The organism is Pedobacter kyungheensis (assembly GCF_000812965.1).
GTDB lineage: Bacteria > Bacteroidota > Bacteroidia > Sphingobacteriales > Sphingobacteriaceae > Pedobacter > Pedobacter kyungheensis.
This window is the reverse complement of the sequence record NZ_JSYN01000018.1, coordinates 19,116-35,704: the sequence shown is the minus strand read 5'-3', so window position 1 is coordinate 35,704 and position 16,589 is coordinate 19,116. Positions and strand designations below refer to the sequence as shown.

At 41.3% G+C, this 16,589-nt stretch carries 8 protein-coding genes and 2 tRNA genes; 7 read left to right on the top strand and 3 right to left on the bottom strand.

Translation table 11 applies throughout. From position 1 onward, the window contains the following. Nucleotides 1-100 precede the first annotated feature (100 nt). Entirely contained in the window at nucleotides 101-2,359 is a 2,259-nt protein-coding gene (locus tag OC25_RS15345) for a GH92 family glycosyl hydrolase (protein WP_039477710.1), read from the top strand. A 112-nt stretch (nucleotides 2,360-2,471) separates the two neighbouring features. Then, nucleotides 2,472-5,078 carry a glycoside hydrolase family 2 protein gene (locus tag OC25_RS15340; RefSeq protein WP_039477706.1) on the top strand — a complete coding sequence of 869 codons (2,607 nt, stop codon included), beginning with the start codon at nucleotides 2,472-2,474 and terminating at the stop codon, nucleotides 5,076-5,078. A gap of 180 nt (nucleotides 5,079-5,258) precedes the next feature. Here the strand turns inward: OC25_RS15340 and OC25_RS15335 are convergent, their stop codons facing one another. The 3 genes from OC25_RS15335 to OC25_RS15325 form a co-directional block, all read right to left on the bottom strand. Continuing rightward, a complete protein-coding gene (locus OC25_RS15335) occupies nucleotides 5,259-5,585 on the bottom strand; it encodes a 2Fe-2S iron-sulfur cluster-binding protein (protein ID WP_025141835.1) in 327 nt (108 codons plus the stop codon). Between the two features lie 44 nt (nucleotides 5,586-5,629). Next, entirely contained in the window at nucleotides 5,630-6,640 is a 1,011-nt protein-coding gene (locus OC25_RS15330) for an NAD(P)/FAD-dependent oxidoreductase (RefSeq protein ID WP_039477703.1), read from the bottom strand. 368 nt (nucleotides 6,641-7,008) lie between these two features. Continuing rightward, entirely contained in the window at nucleotides 7,009-9,135 is a 2,127-nt protein-coding gene (locus tag OC25_RS15325) for a prolyl oligopeptidase family serine peptidase (RefSeq protein ID WP_039477701.1), read from the bottom strand. A gap of 192 nt (nucleotides 9,136-9,327) precedes the next feature. Between OC25_RS15325 and OC25_RS15320 the strand changes: the two genes are divergently transcribed. The 5 genes from OC25_RS15320 (at nucleotide 9,328) to OC25_RS15295 (ending at nucleotide 16,589) form a co-directional block, all read left to right on the top strand. Next, nucleotides 9,328-10,077 carry a UDP-2,3-diacylglucosamine diphosphatase gene (locus OC25_RS15320; RefSeq protein WP_039477699.1) on the top strand — a complete coding sequence of 250 codons (750 nt, stop codon included), beginning with the start codon at nucleotides 9,328-9,330 and terminating at the stop codon, nucleotides 10,075-10,077. Between the two features lie 427 nt (nucleotides 10,078-10,504). Beyond that, on the top strand, nucleotides 10,505-11,578 hold the full coding sequence (prfA, locus tag OC25_RS15310; protein WP_039477694.1) for a peptide chain release factor 1: 1,074 nt from the start codon (nucleotides 10,505-10,507) through the stop codon (nucleotides 11,576-11,578). A 104-nt stretch (nucleotides 11,579-11,682) separates the two neighbouring features. Continuing rightward, nucleotides 11,683-11,756, top strand: a tRNA-Asp gene (locus tag OC25_RS15305). Between the two features lie 196 nt (nucleotides 11,757-11,952). Continuing rightward, nucleotides 11,953-12,026, top strand: a tRNA-Asp gene (locus OC25_RS15300). Nucleotides 12,027-12,677: 651 nt separating this feature from the next. After that, nucleotides 12,678-16,589 carry a PKD domain-containing protein gene (locus OC25_RS15295; RefSeq protein ID WP_082018617.1) on the top strand — a complete coding sequence of 1,304 codons (3,912 nt, stop codon included), beginning with the start codon at nucleotides 12,678-12,680 and terminating at the stop codon, nucleotides 16,587-16,589.

Here is a 16,589-nt window from a genome sequence, read left to right as displayed (position 1 = left end):
GGGCATTATAGGTTGGATGTAATTCTTTTTCATTTTAAATGAAAATTAACGTAAAACGTTTTACTTTTAGGGCTTTTAAACCTATTGTAGGATATAAACCATGCATTTCAACAAAATTTCGTCTATTCTATTTTTAACCGCCTCTTTATGTGTTAATCAAGCCTTTGCACAGCAAACAACAAAATTGACCCAATATGTTGATCCGTTGATTGGCTCGGCAAAACATGGTCACGTTTTTGTAGGTGCCAATGTGCCTTTTGGTGCAGTACAGCTCGGCCCAAACAATATTTTTGAGGGTTGGGATTGGTGTAGCGGTTATAACTATGCCAGTAATACCATTACCGGTTTTGCACACACGCATCTGAGTGGTACGGGAATTGGTGATTTGGGCGATATTTCCATCATGCCGGCTACCGGAAAAACCTTGTTAGAAAAGGGTAAGACTGCAGAAGATCCTGCAGGTTATTTATCGACTTTTTCGCACCAGAACGAAGTAGCAAAAGCGGGTTATTACAGCGTATTGCTGGATAAATACGGAATTAAGGCCGAATTAACGGCTACCGAAAGGGTAGGTTTTCATCAATATACCTTTAAAAATGCAGCAGAAAATCCACACATTATCATCGATTTGATAGAAGGTATTGGTTGGGATGCCCCGGTATCTGCTTCTTTTAAACAGCTTGATGCGACTACAATTGTTGGTCATAGAAATTCGAAAGGCTGGTCTAACGATCAGCGCTTGTATTTCGTAATTAAGCTTTCGCAACCCATTAAAAACATTACCTTATACGATAGTACAGCTGTTAAAAGTGGAAAAGCCCTAAACGGTAAGAAGCTGAAAGCTGTTGTTGATTTTGCTGCCATCAATAACAACAAACTGCAGATAAAAGTAGCACTATCACCGGTAAGTATCGATAATGCCATTTTAAACTTAAAAACAGAGTTACCCAACTGGGATTTTGCTGCAACCGTTAAAAAAGCCGATACCAAATGGGAAAAAGAATTGGCAAAAGTGAAAATTGGAGCTTCCAATACCACCAAAAAAGTTTTTTATACTGCCTTATACCATACCATGGTGGCCCCTTCGTTATTTAACGATGTAAACAAAGATTATCTGGGTACAGATAAAAAGGTATATAAAAATGCAGGTTTTAATAACTTAACTACTTTTTCGCTGTGGGATACCTACCGTGCTGCTAACCGGCTGTTTACCATTTTGCACCAGGATAAAGTAAACGACGTGGTAAACACCATGCTGGCCATTTACAAACAACAAGGTAAATTGCCTGTTTGGCATTTAATGGGCAGCGAAACCAATACCATGGTGGGCTATCATGCTGTACCGGTTATTGTTGATGCCTATTTAAAAGGCTACCGTGGTTTTGATGTTAACCTGGCTTATGCCGCGGTAAAACAATCGGCCATGCAAAAAACAGATGGTATTGAGTACATTCAGCAATTAAAATACATTCCGGCCGATAAGGTAAATGAATCAGTTGGTAAAGCCCTCGAGTACGCCATTGATGATTATTGTATTGCACTAATGGCCAAAGCCTTAAACAAAACAGCCGATTACAATTATTTCAGTAAAAGAGCGAAGTTATACAGCCAGTATTTCGATCCTAATGTGCAGTTTATGCGTGGTAAACTGGCTAACGGAAACTGGAGAAGCCCATTCGATCCATTTTCATCTAAACACCGTGAAGATGATTACGTAGAGGGAAATGCCTGGCAGTATACCTGGCTAGTGCCTCAGGATGTTGAAGGGCTGATTAAGCTTTTCGGTGGCGATAAACCTTTCACCAATAAGCTCGATTCGTTGTTTACCTTACCTTTAGATCTGGGAACTAACGGGTCGCCAGATATTAGCGGCTTAATTGGTAATTATGCGCAGGGTAATGAGCCCAACCACCACATTACTTATTTGTACACTTATGCAGGTCAGCCCTGGAAAACTGCCGACCTGATCCGCAAAATAGACAAAGACTTTTATTCTGCAAAGCCCGATGGTTTATGCGGTAACGAAGATGTTGGGCAAATGAGTGCCTGGTACATTTTTACGGCTATGGGTTTTTATCCCGTAAATCCGGCAAACGGCGCTTATGTTTTCGGAACACCATTAATTAACGAAGCCAGTATTGCATTGAGCGGAAACAAAAAGTTCGATATTAAGGTAATCGGAAACAGTGCCGAAAATAAATATATCCAAAAAATAGTGCTGAATGGTAAACCTTATACCAAAGCATTTATTTTACATAAGGCTATCATGGCCGGCGGAAATATGCAAATTTATATGGGCAATACACCATCTGCAACCTGGGGTGTAAAACCTGCTGACCGACCCGTATCCACAAAATAATATAAGAATGATTAAATTAGTGCCTGATCGAATGAGTAGAAATATCCCACGCATTCAATCAGGCCATCATTCGCTTATCATCAAATAAATCACCCAATCAATACCAATACTAATGAAGAAAATATTGTTACTGCTTTTATGCTGCTCGGGTTTAATGGCTGGCGCACAACAGCGTTACGAATTAAATTCGGGATGGACTTGCACCAATGTTAACGACGTAAAAGCCGACGGTGCAGCCATTTCTAAAACCGGTTTTGCCCTCAATAACTGGATGCCGGCCACAGTACCCGGAACGGTGCTTACCACCTTGTTGAATAACAAAAAAGTGCCTGATCCGTTTTACGGCATGAACAACGAAAAGATTGCCGATGTTTACCATACCGGTAATGCGCATTACACGTATTGGTTTGTAAAGGATTTTGAAGAACGCGCCGCCGGAAACGAACAGGTTTGGTTGCAGTTTAGAGGGATTAACTATAAAGCTGAAATTTATTTAAACGGCAAAAAAGTAAATCCCAAAACACAGGTGGGGATGCACATACGCGCGCAATATAACATTACCCCATTGCTTGCTGCCAATGGCAAAAACAGGTTAGCTGTAATTGTTTATCCACCCGATTTTCCGGGCAACCCTAATGGCGGTCAGGGAGGCGATGGAACTATTGCCAAAGGTTTAACAACGCAATATACTGCAGGCTGGGACTGGATTCAACCTACCCGCGACCGCAACACCGGTATTTGGGATAAGGTTACCATCGAAAAAACCAAAAGCATTAATATTCAAAACCCGCATGTAGTTACTTTAGTGCCAGGTAAAAGATTGGCAACAGGGAAACAAAATCCGGCAACAGTAAAGGTTAGTATCGAGGTAGAAAACCCAACCAGCAAGGCGGTTTCAGGTACTTTACAATATGAGATAGCAGGAAAGATAATTAAACAGCGGGCTACAATTGCGGCCAACCAAAATACTACGGTTAAACTTGCAGACTTGCAAATCGAGAACCCTAAATTATGGTGGCCAAGCGGTTACGGCGATCAAAACCTTTACGATTTAAAGATCAAATTTGTTGCTGCAACACAGGTGTTGGATCAGGAAGCACTGAAAGTGGGAATCCGTCAGATTGATAATATCTGGAATGACCATACCAAAAGCATGGGTACTTTTGTAAACGGCCAAAAGATTTTTATAAAAGGCGGTAACTGGATTATTTCTGATGCGATGTTGCGCTTTACCGATGCACGTTATGATGCCGAGGTACGTTACCATAAAGATATGAACCTAAACCTGATCAGGATTTGGGGAGGAGCTATTTTAGAGCGGCCAGAGTTTTATAATGCCTGCGATAAATATGGTTTGCTGGTTTTCCAGGATTTTTGGTTTAGTGGCGATTGTAATGGCCGTTGGGTAGATCCGATGAAAAAAGAAGACCAGTGGACCAGAAGAAATTATCCTGATGATCATCCTTTGGTTTTAACTGCAATTGAAGATCAGATTAAAATGATCAGAAACCATGCTTCGCTTGCTTTTTGGTGCGGAGGGAACGAAATTACACCCCCAGATGATATTTTAATGCCACTAAAGAATGACCTGCTGCCAAGATTAGATGGTACACGTCAGTTTTTCGATTTTTCTAACAGTGATGAAATGTCGTACAATTCGATTGGCGGTAACGGCGACGGACCTTACGGCATTCAGGATATTAAAACTTTCTGGGGAACACAAACCTTCCCTTACAACTCTGAAGTTGGCTCGGTAGGAGTAGGCGATTATGCTTCTTTATTGCGCTTTATCCCGGAGAAAAACCTGGTTGCACCACAATATAAAACCAAACCAGATTCGGTGTGGGATTACCATAAGTACATCTCGTACGAGCAATACCTTAATCCTTATGGTAAGCCAAAAGATGCCAAAGATTTTGCCATGAAAGCCCAGCTGGCCAATTACGATCAGTACCGCGCATTAATGGAAGGTTTTTCTAACAAAATGTGGGATTGGTATACCGGATCAATCATCTGGAAAACGCAAAACCCATGGACAGCCATGCGCGGACAGATGTATGATTATTATCTGGACCCGAATGCGTGTTTATATGGCTTAAGAAAAGGAAGTGAGCCGTTGCACGTGATGATGAATCCTTTGGATAGTATGGTAACCATCGTAAACAATGGCTTTACCACGCGTAATAACCTAATGGTACAAGCTAAAGCCTATGATATGGAGGGCAAGGATTATTTCTACTCTCAGGTATTTAATTCAGTTGGTCCTTCATCAGTAAGAAGATTGTTCCCTTTAAATGAGTTTTTAACCAAATTGGATAAGAAAGATGGGGTTTTTGTTTCGTTAAGAATTCTGGATCAAAAACAAAACATCTTGAGCGAGAATATTTATTGGCTACCTGGAAAAGATGGAGAATATTCGGGCTTGAAAAATATGAAGCAAACACCTTTAAAAGTAAGTGCTGCTAATCAGAACAATGGGAAAGTAGCTGTTACTTTAAGCAACGCTGCAGGAAATCCGGTTGCGTTTTTTAATCGTGTAGCTTTAATTAATGGCAGCACCAACCAAAGAATATTGCCAGCTTTTTATGACGATAACTATGTAAGCATTTTACCGGGCGAAAGTAAAACGGTTACGGTAGAATATACTGGTAAACAGAGTAACCTGGCCGTAGAGGTATATGGCTGGAATGTGGCAACGCAAAAGGTGAGTGTTCAGTAAGACTGTTGTTAGTCGGGATTTGTAATCCCGACTTTAGTACTAAGGATTTTAAATCCTTTAGTGGATTATAATCTCGACTAACAAAAAACAAGACCTCGCAGGTTTTAAAAACCTGCGAGGTCTGAAACAGCAAAGGCGATACTTTTGGTATCGCCTTTTTCTGTTTTATGCGGTTTGCAACTAGCTAACGCCGTGCAATTTTACTTTTAAACCATCCATATTGTTGTTTAACTGCAACTGGCAGGCTAAACGCGAATTGGGTAGTAAATCAGGTAAAGTATCTAACATGGCATACTCATCGTCTGTCATTTCGTTAAGTTTCTCTTCACCCTCCAAAACGTCGACACAGCAGGTAGCGCAAAGCGCCATTCCGCCACAGGTAGCCAGAATATCATATTCTGATGCCTTTAAAAACTCCATCAGGCTTAAGCCCATGTCAGTTGGTGCAACGTGTTCGGTAACCGAGCCATCCGGCTCTTGCATATATATATTAATGTTGTTCTCCATTTGTTAGCTCGCTTATAATTTGAAAAGCAAATATAGCAGAAAGCTTAAAATTCTGAAACTCCGTTTACGGTTGTATATTTCATGGTATATTTCACACCAGGGTTCATGTAAGAATAAGCGCTGTGGCTCATTAATGCTGCCTCGTGGAAACCACACAGAATTAATTTTAATTTATTGGTGTAAGTGTTGATGTCGCCAATAGCATAAATCCCCGGAATGTTGGTTGAGTAATCATCAACATTTACTTCGATTGCACTTTTGCTGATGTTTAAGTTCCAGTCTTCAATAGGACCTAATTTAGGGCTTAAACCAAATAATGGAATTAAATGATCGGCATCTACAACCGTTTTCTCCATGGTACGGTTCTGTACAATTTCAACCTTTTCTAATTTATCGGTTCCATGTACAGCCTGCAGGTTGCTGTTTAAGATCAGGTTAATCTTTCCGCTTTCGGCCAATGCCATTACTTTAGCAACCGAATCTGGTGCACCACGGAAACTCTCGCTTCTGTGTACCAAAGTAAGCTCCGAACAAACTTCGGCTAGGTAGATGGTCCAGTCTAAAGCAGAGTCGCCACCACCGGCAATAACCATTTTCTGATCGCGGTATTTCTCCGGATCAAGGATCATGTAGTTAACACCTTTGCCGTTTTCAAAATTTTCTAAGTTCTCTACAGCTGGTTTACGTGGCTCAAAACAGCCTAAACCACCTGCAATTACCACAACTTTGGCTTCGATAACAGTACCCATATTGGTTGTTAAAACGAAATCGGCTTCGCCGCGTTTTTCTAAACCTTCAATACGTTCGCCTAAAGTAAACGTTGGATGGAAAGGCTTAGCCTGCTCCATTAAGTTATCGATAAGCTCCTGAGCCAGAACAGAAGGGTAGCCCGGGATATCGTATATCGGTTTTTTAGGATAAATTTCAGACAGCTGACCGCCAACCTGAGGCAGGTAGTCAATTAAATGGCAACGCATTTTTAATAAACCGGCTTCAAAAATGGCAAATAAGCCTACCGGACCAGCGCCTATTACGGCTATATCAGTAGTGATCATTAAAAAAAATTTGACGCAAAGTTACGAAATAAAGTGTTATCAATTCTGTTATTTAGAAATATTCCAGATAATTTTGTAATTCTGTTGTATTCAATATTTTATATGCCTTAGGCTAACTAAAAACAAAAGTTAGGCATTTTAGGTAGTTTAAAGCAAATTATAATTGGTCTATAGGGTTGGTGGGATAACTGGGTTTTTCACTTTGCTACGATTGACAGAACTCATAGAATTCTCGTCATTGCGAGGAACGAAGCAATCTTAATGCACACGCTAAGTTAGCGATTATTGTAAGATTGCTTTGTCGGCTGAAAAAGCCTTCTCGCAATGACGAATTTTTGCAATAAATCAACCTAAAGCATGACAAATAATTACCACCCCATTCCCAAATTCTGAAATACAAAGCTCCACACATCGGCCGATTCTTCAATCAGTTTTGTGGTCGGCTTCCCGGCACCATGACCAGCTTTGGTTTCAATCCGGATTAGCATTGGGTTATTGCCTTTGTATTTTTCCTGTAAAGTAGCCGCAAATTTAAATGAATGCGCAGGTACCACGCGGTCATCGTGATCGGCGGTTGTGATTAAGGTAGCCGGATAATTTACACCACTTTTGACGTTGTGCAAAGGCGAATATTTGATCAGATAATCAAAATCCGCTTTTTTATTGCTGCTGCCATATTCTACTACCCAGCCCCAGCCAACCGTAAATTTGTGGTAGCGTAACATATCTAAAACGCCTACTGCCGGTAATGCCACTTTAAAAAGCTCAGGACGCTGGGTCATGCAGGCACCTACCAAAAGCCCGCCGTTTGAGCCGCCCGAAATGGCAATTTTACCTGGATTGGTATATTTTTCTTTAATCAGGTACTCGGCGGCGGCGATGAAGTCATCAAAAACGTTTTGTTTCTTTTCGAGCATGCCGCCTTTGTGCCAGGCTTCGCCATATTCGCTGCCACCACGCAGGCTGGGCTGCACGTAAATACCACCATGTTCTAAGAACAACATGCGCGACAAGCTAAAACCCGGGGTTAAGCTAATCTGAAAACCACCATAGCCATACAGGTAAACCGGGTTGTTACCATCGAGTTTGATGCCTTTTTTATGCACAATAAACATGGGTACTTTGGTGCCATCTTTTGATGGGTAAAATACCTGCTTGGTTTCGTAGTTTTCAGTGTTGAGTTGGATGGCCGATTTCCGGTACAGCGTAGATTCGCCTTTCTTTAAATCGTAGCGGTAAATGGAGCTCGGTGTGGTGAAGTTAGAAAAGGAATAAAAGAACTCCTGATCTTCCTTGTAGCCGCCAAAGCCATCAACCGTACCAATTGCCGGAAGCTTTACTTCGCTGATTTTTTTGCCGGTTAAATCGAACTGAACAATGCTGGTACTGGCATCTTTTAAATAAGTTGCCCACAAGAAGCCGCCACCTGTCGAAATGTTTTCCATAGCCAGCTTCGATTCGGGGATGATTTTCTGCCAGTTTTTGGGGTCGTTGTTTTTAGGGTCGACCAATACAATCTGTTTATTTTCGGCACCTAAATCGGTACTTACCAATAGTTTCTCGCCTACATTATCAACTACACTGTGGTTGTTTTCAAAACCTTTTACCAGTTGGCTGATTTTGCTGCTGGGCAATTTTAAATCCTGGTAGTATAGGGCATTGCCTGAAGTGCCTGCATTGGCATAAATAACCAAAAAGCGCTCATCTTCGGTAACGCCGGCACCAAAATACAGGTTCGGATTGGTTTTATCTTCAAAAACCAGCTGATCGTTTTTTTGCTGATCGCCCAGTTTGTGGTAGTAAACTTTCTGATATTTATTGGCAGCAGAAAGGTCGGTACCTTTTACGGGCTCATCGAATTTGCTGTAATAAAAGCCATCGCCACGCCAGGCCGCACCGGAGAATTTGGTCCATTTCAGCTCGTCGGCCTGTTTTAATTTGGTGGCTACTTCTATTACGTAAATGTTGCTCCAGTCTGATCCGGCCTGGGCTACAGAGTAGGCAAGGTATTTTTTATCGTGCGAAAAGCCAAGCAGCGAAACGGCAGCAGTGCCATCGGCAGTAAGTTTGTTTGGGTCCAGGAAAACTTCTTCTGCACCGTCCAATCCTTTTTTAATGAACCAGATGCTTTGGTTTTGCAGTCCATCGTTTTTGGTGAAGAAATAATATTCGCCTACCTTAAACGGCGCGGTTTCTTTGGGATAATTCCAGATTTCGGTCAGGCGTTTCTTAATGTCTGCACGGTAAGGAATCTGTGCCAGGTAGTTTTGAGTTACTTTATTTTGTGCATCAACCCAGGTTTTGGTTTCGGCCGAGGTATCGTTTTCGAGCCAGCGGTAAGGGTCGGCTATTTGGGTGCCAAAATAATTATCGGTGGTGCTGTCTTTTTTGGTTTCGGGGTATTTCATCAATGTTATTTTTTCTGCGGCTTGCTTTTCCTGTTTACAGGCGAAAAGGCTTAGTGCAAATAAGCTGAATACGATTTGTTTTTTCATGTGCAAAAGGATTTATTTACTAATATATGTTTTTATGTAGGGATTACACAGATTTTAGCGATTGCACCGATGCTGAGGATTGCACTGATTTTTTTATACTAGGCTTTGGTCTTTTAGCTTTAGCCTTTGATCTTTAGTCTTTCAGCTTTGATCTTTAGTCTTTCAGCTTTTTTCCCTTACCTTTGCGCATACATGGCCAAGAACATTTATTTCGCTTCCGATTTTCATTTGGGCACCCCTAGTTATGCCGAAAGCCGTGCACGTGAGGCGCGCATTGTAAGCTGGCTTGATTTTATAACACCCACCTGTGCTGAGCTTTTTTTAATGGGCGATATTTTCGATTTCTGGTTCGAATATGCAAAAGTAATACCCAAAGGCTTTATCCGTTTGCAGGGAAAACTGGCCGAAATGGCTGATTCGGGGGTTAAGATCTATTTCTTTAAAGGTAACCATGATATGTGGGTGCGCGATTATTTTACCCAAGAAATTGGGATGGAAATTATCAGCGATGAAATGATTATGGAACGTGGAGGCAAGAAGTTTTACCTGCACCATGGAGATGGTTTAGGCCCTGGCGATAATAAATATAAATTTTTACGCAAGATTTTTAGGAGCAAACTCTGCCAATGGTTATTTGCCCGTTTGCACCCCAATTTGGGGATTGGTATTGCCAATGGCTGGAGCAGGGGAAGCCGTGCAGCGCAAACCGAAAAGGAAGTTTTTTTAGGTGAGGATAAAGAGTGGCTAGCCATTTACGCCAAAGAACAGTTACAGCAAACACATTTCGATTATTTTATTTTCGGACACAGGCATCTGCCGCTGGATATTGCATTGGGTGAGAACAGCCGCTACGTAAATATTGGCGAGTGGCTCAATTATAACTCTTATGCTGTGTTTGATGGTGTAGATTTGAAACTGGAATACTATAACCCAACACCGTAATATTTTTGTTTTTTGGAAAGCAGTGGCTTAAGCTTTTTTTAATGCTAGCCGGGCTTTTCGTTATAGTCCCGATGAAAAATCGGGAGCTGCCTCTTCAATCCCGTTTAGGTACATTTTTTCCTGCTGCTATTTGGGTTTGCAATGGTGCCCAGGTGTACAGTTCTTTCACGATAAACCTGATAGAGCGGAAAGCCCGGATCCCGATTTTACATCGGGAGAGGACTTGGAGGGATAGCAGGGCTGCCCGCCGCCATTGGCACAGAACCTTTCATTTTCCAATGAATAGCCAGATTACTATTTATGGTTAACTGATTGACCAATTAACCATACCGGCTAAACAAACAAATTCAGCTTTTTTCCTTATTTTTGCATTTTCCTAAATTTTTGGCCCTATGCCAACCGTAGGGAAACTTCAACAAGAATAAATATGTTAGATAAATTAGAAGCTATAAAGCTACGCTGGGAAGATGTAGAAGAGCAATTGAGTAATCCTGATGTGATACAGGATATGAAACGTTTTGCGGCTTTAAATAAAGAATATAAAGACTTGGGCAAAATTGTAGACGAGTATAAGGTTTACAAAAATGTGATGAGTAATATCGATGCCAATAAAGAAATTTTAACGGCAGAGAAAGATCCTGAAATGCGCGAAATGGCGAAAGAGGAGCTGGATTTATTGTTAAAACAGCAGGAAGAAATGGAAAGCGCTATCCGTGTGATGTTGATTCCTAAAGATCCGGAGGATGCGAAAAACGCCGTTTTTGAGATCCGTGGTGGTACTGGTGGGGATGAGGCTGCATTATTTGCCGGCGATTTATACCGGATGTACACGCGCTTTTTCGAAACCAAAGGCTGGAATGTAGAGACTGTTGATGTAACTGAAGGTACAGCAGGTGGTTACAAAGAGGTAATTTTGAAAGTGAGTGGTGAGGATGTGTATGGCCAGCTAAAATACGAAAGTGGTGTGCACCGGGTACAACGCGTGCCTGATACTGAAACCCAGGGGCGTGTACATACCTCGGCAGCATCGGTAGCGGTATTGCCCGAAGCTGAAGAAATAGACCTTTACATTAATCCTGCAGATATTGAGTTGCAAACTTCGCGCTCGGGTGGTGCAGGTGGACAGAACGTAAACAAGGTAGAAACCAAGGTGCAGTTAACGCATAAGCCTTCGGGTATTGTAGTGGTATGCCAGCGTGAGCGTTCGCAATTGGGTAACCGTATTATTGCCATGGAGATGTTGCGTAGTAAGTTGTACGATATTGAATTGCAGAAAAAGAACGGCGATATTGCGGCTAAACGTAAAACGATGGTATCAACCGGCGACCGTTCGGCAAAGATCAGGACCTACAACTATCCGCAGGGAAGGGTTACCGAGCACCGCATTGGTTTAACCATGTACAACCTGCCAACCATTATGGATGGCGATATTCAGGAGATTATTGATGCCCTTCAGTTTGCTGAAAATGCCGAAAAGATGCAGGAAGGTGCTGCAAATTAAGGAGTTGTAATTATTTGAAAAAAAAAGTTTGCGAATTAATATATAGTCTCTATATTTGCAACCTCGAAAGAGACAAGAGGTTCGAACTTTAAAGGAGAACAAAAGGAGTGGTAGTTCAGCTGGTTAGAATGCCTGCCTGTCACGCAGGAGGTCGCGGGTTCGAGTCCCGTCCATTCCGCAACAAAAGCCTTAACTTGAAAAAGTTGAGGCTTTTTTGTTTTACCGCCATTCTGGTGAAATTATTTTAAATGAGCATCAGCGAGTTACAGAATTATCGCGTTAAATGTTGCTTATTATAGTGATAAACCAAATATAGTCTCTATATTTGCAATCCCGAAAGGGGAAAGAGGTTCTAACTTTAAAGGAGAACAAAAGGAGTGGTAGTTCAGCTGGTTAGAATGCCTGCCTGTCACGCAGGAGGTCGCGGGTTCGAGTCCCGTCCATTCCGCAACAAAAGCCTTAACTTGAAAAAGTTGAGGCTTTTTTGTTTCATTACTATACCACGATTTTTTTAGATCTATACCGAAAGTTGGGATCAATACCAAAATACCAAAAGTTGTGGAGCAAGGATTAAAAATATAGCTTCGTATTTTTAATGATTTTTTTGCAAGAAAAAGGTGAACAATTCGGTAAGCATATTAAACGGCATGAATGCTTACCCGTTATAGCTTAAGCAGTTGTTTACCTATTTTTGATGAGATAGTATCTAGGCTTTCTCTTTTTTAGGGTGTATAGATAATCTGATTAAGGAACCCATAGAAATAAGGCTTTCGTCAGATAAATCTACTGGTTGATGTAAAAAAATTCCAAAAAGCGAACACAGAACACATTTTAGATCAATCAAATTTAACCTAAAATGTTACCTAAAGATCACGCCTCAAGTCCAAGCTCTGCTGGAAGTTCTAATGCCAATTTTATCAGGCTAAAATACTACGATTTCTATATCTCTAGATTTCTGCAATAGTCATTCAATAAATTTTTGGTTTTTGTCTCATGTGGACACTTTTCAAATAGCTCCTGGATAAGGGGCGTCTTCGTCAGTTACCAGAAATATCAGACCGAATAAGAATAATATATCACAGACACCTAATAAACTCTCATGAAGAATAACATTTCTAAATTACTTGTTTTTCTAATTATGCTGTTGCTAAAGAACAACGAACTCTTTGCGCAACTCCCATTGGCATCAGTTAACAATTTAACCGGTGCAGGCTCGGTGAAGATGCCGCTTTACGAATTACGTAGCGGGAAAATTTCGATGCCAATAAGTTTAAATTATACCGGAAGCGGTATCAAGGTTAAGGAAGCGGAGGGGGCTGGTGGTCTGGGTTGGAACCTGGAAGCCGGAGGAGGGATTTACCGGCAGTTGAGGGGATTGCCTGACGAGGCTTTGAAAGACAATATGGGTAATCAGCGTTTGGGTTGGCTCAATAATACAAATGGTTCGAAGATTAATGCGTTTACCATAAGTAACGATAACAGCCAGTCGACCTGCACAGATGAGGCGAATGACCTGGCTTACTTAAATAGTAATTTCTCTGACCTTTCCGATACTGAACCAGATATCTTTATAGTAAATGCACCAGGGTTAAGCTGTAAGCTGGTGTTTGATGCCGATCATAATATAAAAACAATTCCTTATCAGGATATAAAGGTGACTTATGAATATGAAACCAATGTTCCAACCCATTATAACAGTTATGGCAGGATTAAAAGCTTCGTAATCACAACTGCTTCAGGTACTAAATATACTTTCGCGGCATTACAGACCTCTACAAAGCACACATTATCATCAAGTCCTGGTTCAATAAACTTCTTTAAGCGTGAATACCAGCAGTTTCAGAATGGATTAGAATATGTTAGCGCCTGGAACATAAGCAGTATTAAAGATGTTGGAGGCGCCGGATTTGATTTTTTCTATGGTGAGTCTTCCTTCTCTACTGGAACCGACCGTTTAGCGCTCTCGCAGGGTACCTCCACAACAACAATTTACCCTTTTACGATTTCCAACTGGACAACCCAGATCCAGCTTTCCAGGATAACCTACGGAGGTTGGGATGATGTTGCTTTCAATCAAGGATTGGAATTTCATTACCGCTCAGCGCCAACGTCTGGAGCCTCACTCATTGATTCTATCACAGGGATGGGAAAAAAGTATTTATTTAGTTACTACAGCTATAAAACAAATAATAACAGCTTTGCAAACAAGACATTACTTGAACGGATTTGGGTTAATAATAAACAAGATCTTTATTTTGCTTACAATGGTATCAGTAATGATGGTGGGGTTTTGAATCTCCCTGATTCCAATTCAAAAGCAATTGATGTGTGGGGTTACTATAATGGAAGTTCGGAAAGTTCCCTTCTCCCACAAGTTTATATCAACCCTTCAGATCCATCCCGCGAGCATTACCGAAATATAGCAGGAGGAGCTTCGGGCACTTATAATTATGCGGTTTCTGGGGCAGCAAGGGGCGTTAATCAAGCCGCAATGATGGCTGGTACGCTTGCTAGTATTTATGCCTACGAAAATGGAGGCAGTACTTCGTTCGAGTACGAACCGAATGATTACTTTGATGTAACGGCAGGCGCTGTGATACAGGGAGGAGGTTTGAGGGTGAAGAAGCTAACCATCAATGATGGGGCTAATCCTTCAGGAAATATTGTAACCAATTATAGTTACCTCAATCCTGTAACAGGTTTATCGAGTGGGAAACCAGTGAGTGTACCATTGTTATCTTTTACCACACCTTTTTATGGTTCTGGTACTACAGAATATATGCTTCAGAATTCAGTTATCCGTTTAGAGGAAAATATTTCTCAGGAGGAAATAGGAATACTTTATAGCCATATAAGGATTTCAAAACCTGGTGCAGGAAGCTCACTTTATGAGTATCTTATTCCTGCTACTAACTGGGACAATAGCTGGGGTAGTGATTGGTCTCCAACAGTTAGCAATTTTGGGCGGACCAGTTGTGTTAACGGTAGCTATATGACCAATGAGAAGAACACCTATCCATTTGCGCCAAATACCAATTATGATTTTGAACGGGGGCTGATTAAAAAGCTGGGACAGTATGATGAAAATGGGAACAAAGTAAGTGAATCGGTTTATACATACGCGCGCAGCAATTCACCACTTGTTATTAATGCCTTAAGGTTTGAGGAAAATGCCGGCGCTATGGCTTATTCAAAATATACATTATATGCCGGAGTAGGTAATCTGATTGCACAAGAAGATAATACTGTTTTTGATGCACCTTCAGTAACACAGGCGAACCATACAACTACCAGCTATCTCTATGCCAGCTCCCAACATAAAGAAGTGACCACTAAAACACAGGTTAAAAGCGACGGAAGTACAGCAAGGACCTTTTTTAAGTATATTAAGGATTACAGTGCCTCGCCATCATCAGATTCAATGGTCCAATCTATTTATAATCTGGCACTCCAAGGTGTTAACATTCCTGTAGAGTCTTATAGCCAGCTGGAACGTAATGGGGTAAACCGCACGGTTGCGGCGTCGCTAACAGATTTTAAGACATGGGGTTTTAACTATCGTCCTAACCTCGATCTTCCTTATCGCCAGTTCAATTTTTTAAATGCTATGGGGGTAAGCGATTTTCAACCGTCTGATATTACCAGTGGCGTATTTTCCAAAGATTCGCGCTATGTTGCTAAGGAAACGATACTTGATTATGATAAAAATGCCAATCCAACTACTGTGCTGTCGAGCGGAATTAGTAAAAAGGCAATAATTACCGATCAGCTTATGTCCAGTCCGGTAGCAATGTTTGAACATGCGGGTATTGGTGAGGTTGCCTATGAAAACTTTGAGCTACACTATCTGGAAACAGGATTTACATATTCAGTTAATCCTCCTATATCAAGTTTTGTAACTACAGCAAGGTCTGGAAGTCATGCGTTCAGCTTAGATGCTGGAAATACACTTTCCAGAACGGTAACAAAATTTACCGGAAGGAAGTATTACCTTTTTTCTCTTTGGATAAATACGGGTACATCCGGAAACATTAATGTGTCTGCCAATGGCTCCAGCCAAACCTTAGCTTATACTAATACTGGTGGGCAATGGAAGTATTATCAGGTCAGGATACCTGTCGGCGGCTTCCCAGATTCTTTTACTATTTCTTTCCAGAGCTCAACAGCTATACTGGTTGATGATATTATTTTTTATCCGGCCGATGCTTTGGTGTCAACATCAGGTTATGATGAGAATTCTTTTGTAAAGACCTCTGTTACAAATACCAACGGAAGGGCGGAGTATTATATCTACGATAAGTGGCTCCGGTTAAAGAATGTACTGGATGACAGTAAAAATATTATCTTGAAAAAGACTTATATCTCAAAAAGCGATCAGGATAGTTACAAAGCTGAAATCTCGTACGATGCAAATCATGCCAATACAAATTATCCACTATATTTTTCAGATGGGGCACTTTCTAACTGGGACAGTGAAGGGCTTTCTTACACCTGGAATTTTGGTGATGGCAGCTCAACAACCAATAGTTCTGCATTGTACGGGCAAATTCTCCACACCTATACAGCACCGGGAAGTTATTCTGTAACATTAACTAAGTCCCTTGCTCCGTATGGAACAGTAAGCGACACCAAAACAGTTACCATAACAAATTCAACGGAGAATGTAAGGGTTTATGGTGCCGGGATGACAATCAGTTTCTATCAGGGTACAACTTTGGCCTATGTTTTCAATGATTCCGATTTCGCCTCTGGTAATGTTTTTGTTGCTTCGGGAACCTATGACATCCGGATAAGTGCCCCTGGACAGTATACTGCCAGCAATCCTTACGGCTACCGTTCAATCAGGTACCAAAGCTATACTACGCCTACCACCGGGGTAGTGAATGATTGTAGAATCTCTCAGTCAGCAAATAACGCCTACTATTATTTCTATGGTGTAAACTTGTCAGGTAAACAGCAGATCTCATTTTCTACCTCCACTGAAGAGTGTGTGGTGGAGGAAGTTCAATAA

Excerpts from the sequence above, each read along its gene's own strand:
- OC25_RS15345 (WP_039477710.1), top strand. The coding sequence starts at position 101 with ATGCATTTCAACAAAATTTCGTCTATTCTATTTTTAACCGCCTCTTTA.
- OC25_RS15340 (WP_039477706.1), top strand. The coding sequence starts at position 2,472 with ATGAAGAAAATATTGTTACTGCTTTTATGCTGCTCGGGTTTAATGGCT.
- OC25_RS15335 (WP_025141835.1), bottom strand. The coding sequence starts at position 5,585 with ATGGAGAACAACATTAATATATATATGCAAGAGCCGGATGGCTCGGTT.
- OC25_RS15330 (WP_039477703.1), bottom strand. The coding sequence starts at position 6,640 with ATGATCACTACTGATATAGCCGTAATAGGCGCTGGTCCGGTAGGCTTA.
- OC25_RS15325 (WP_039477701.1), bottom strand. The coding sequence starts at position 9,135 with ATGAAAAAACAAATCGTATTCAGCTTATTTGCACTAAGCCTTTTCGCC.
- OC25_RS15320 (WP_039477699.1), top strand. The coding sequence starts at position 9,328 with ATGGCCAAGAACATTTATTTCGCTTCCGATTTTCATTTGGGCACCCCT.
- prfA (WP_039477694.1), top strand. The coding sequence starts at position 10,505 with ATGTTAGATAAATTAGAAGCTATAAAGCTACGCTGGGAAGATGTAGAA.
- OC25_RS15295 (WP_082018617.1), top strand. The coding sequence starts at position 12,678 with ATGAAGAATAACATTTCTAAATTACTTGTTTTTCTAATTATGCTGTTG.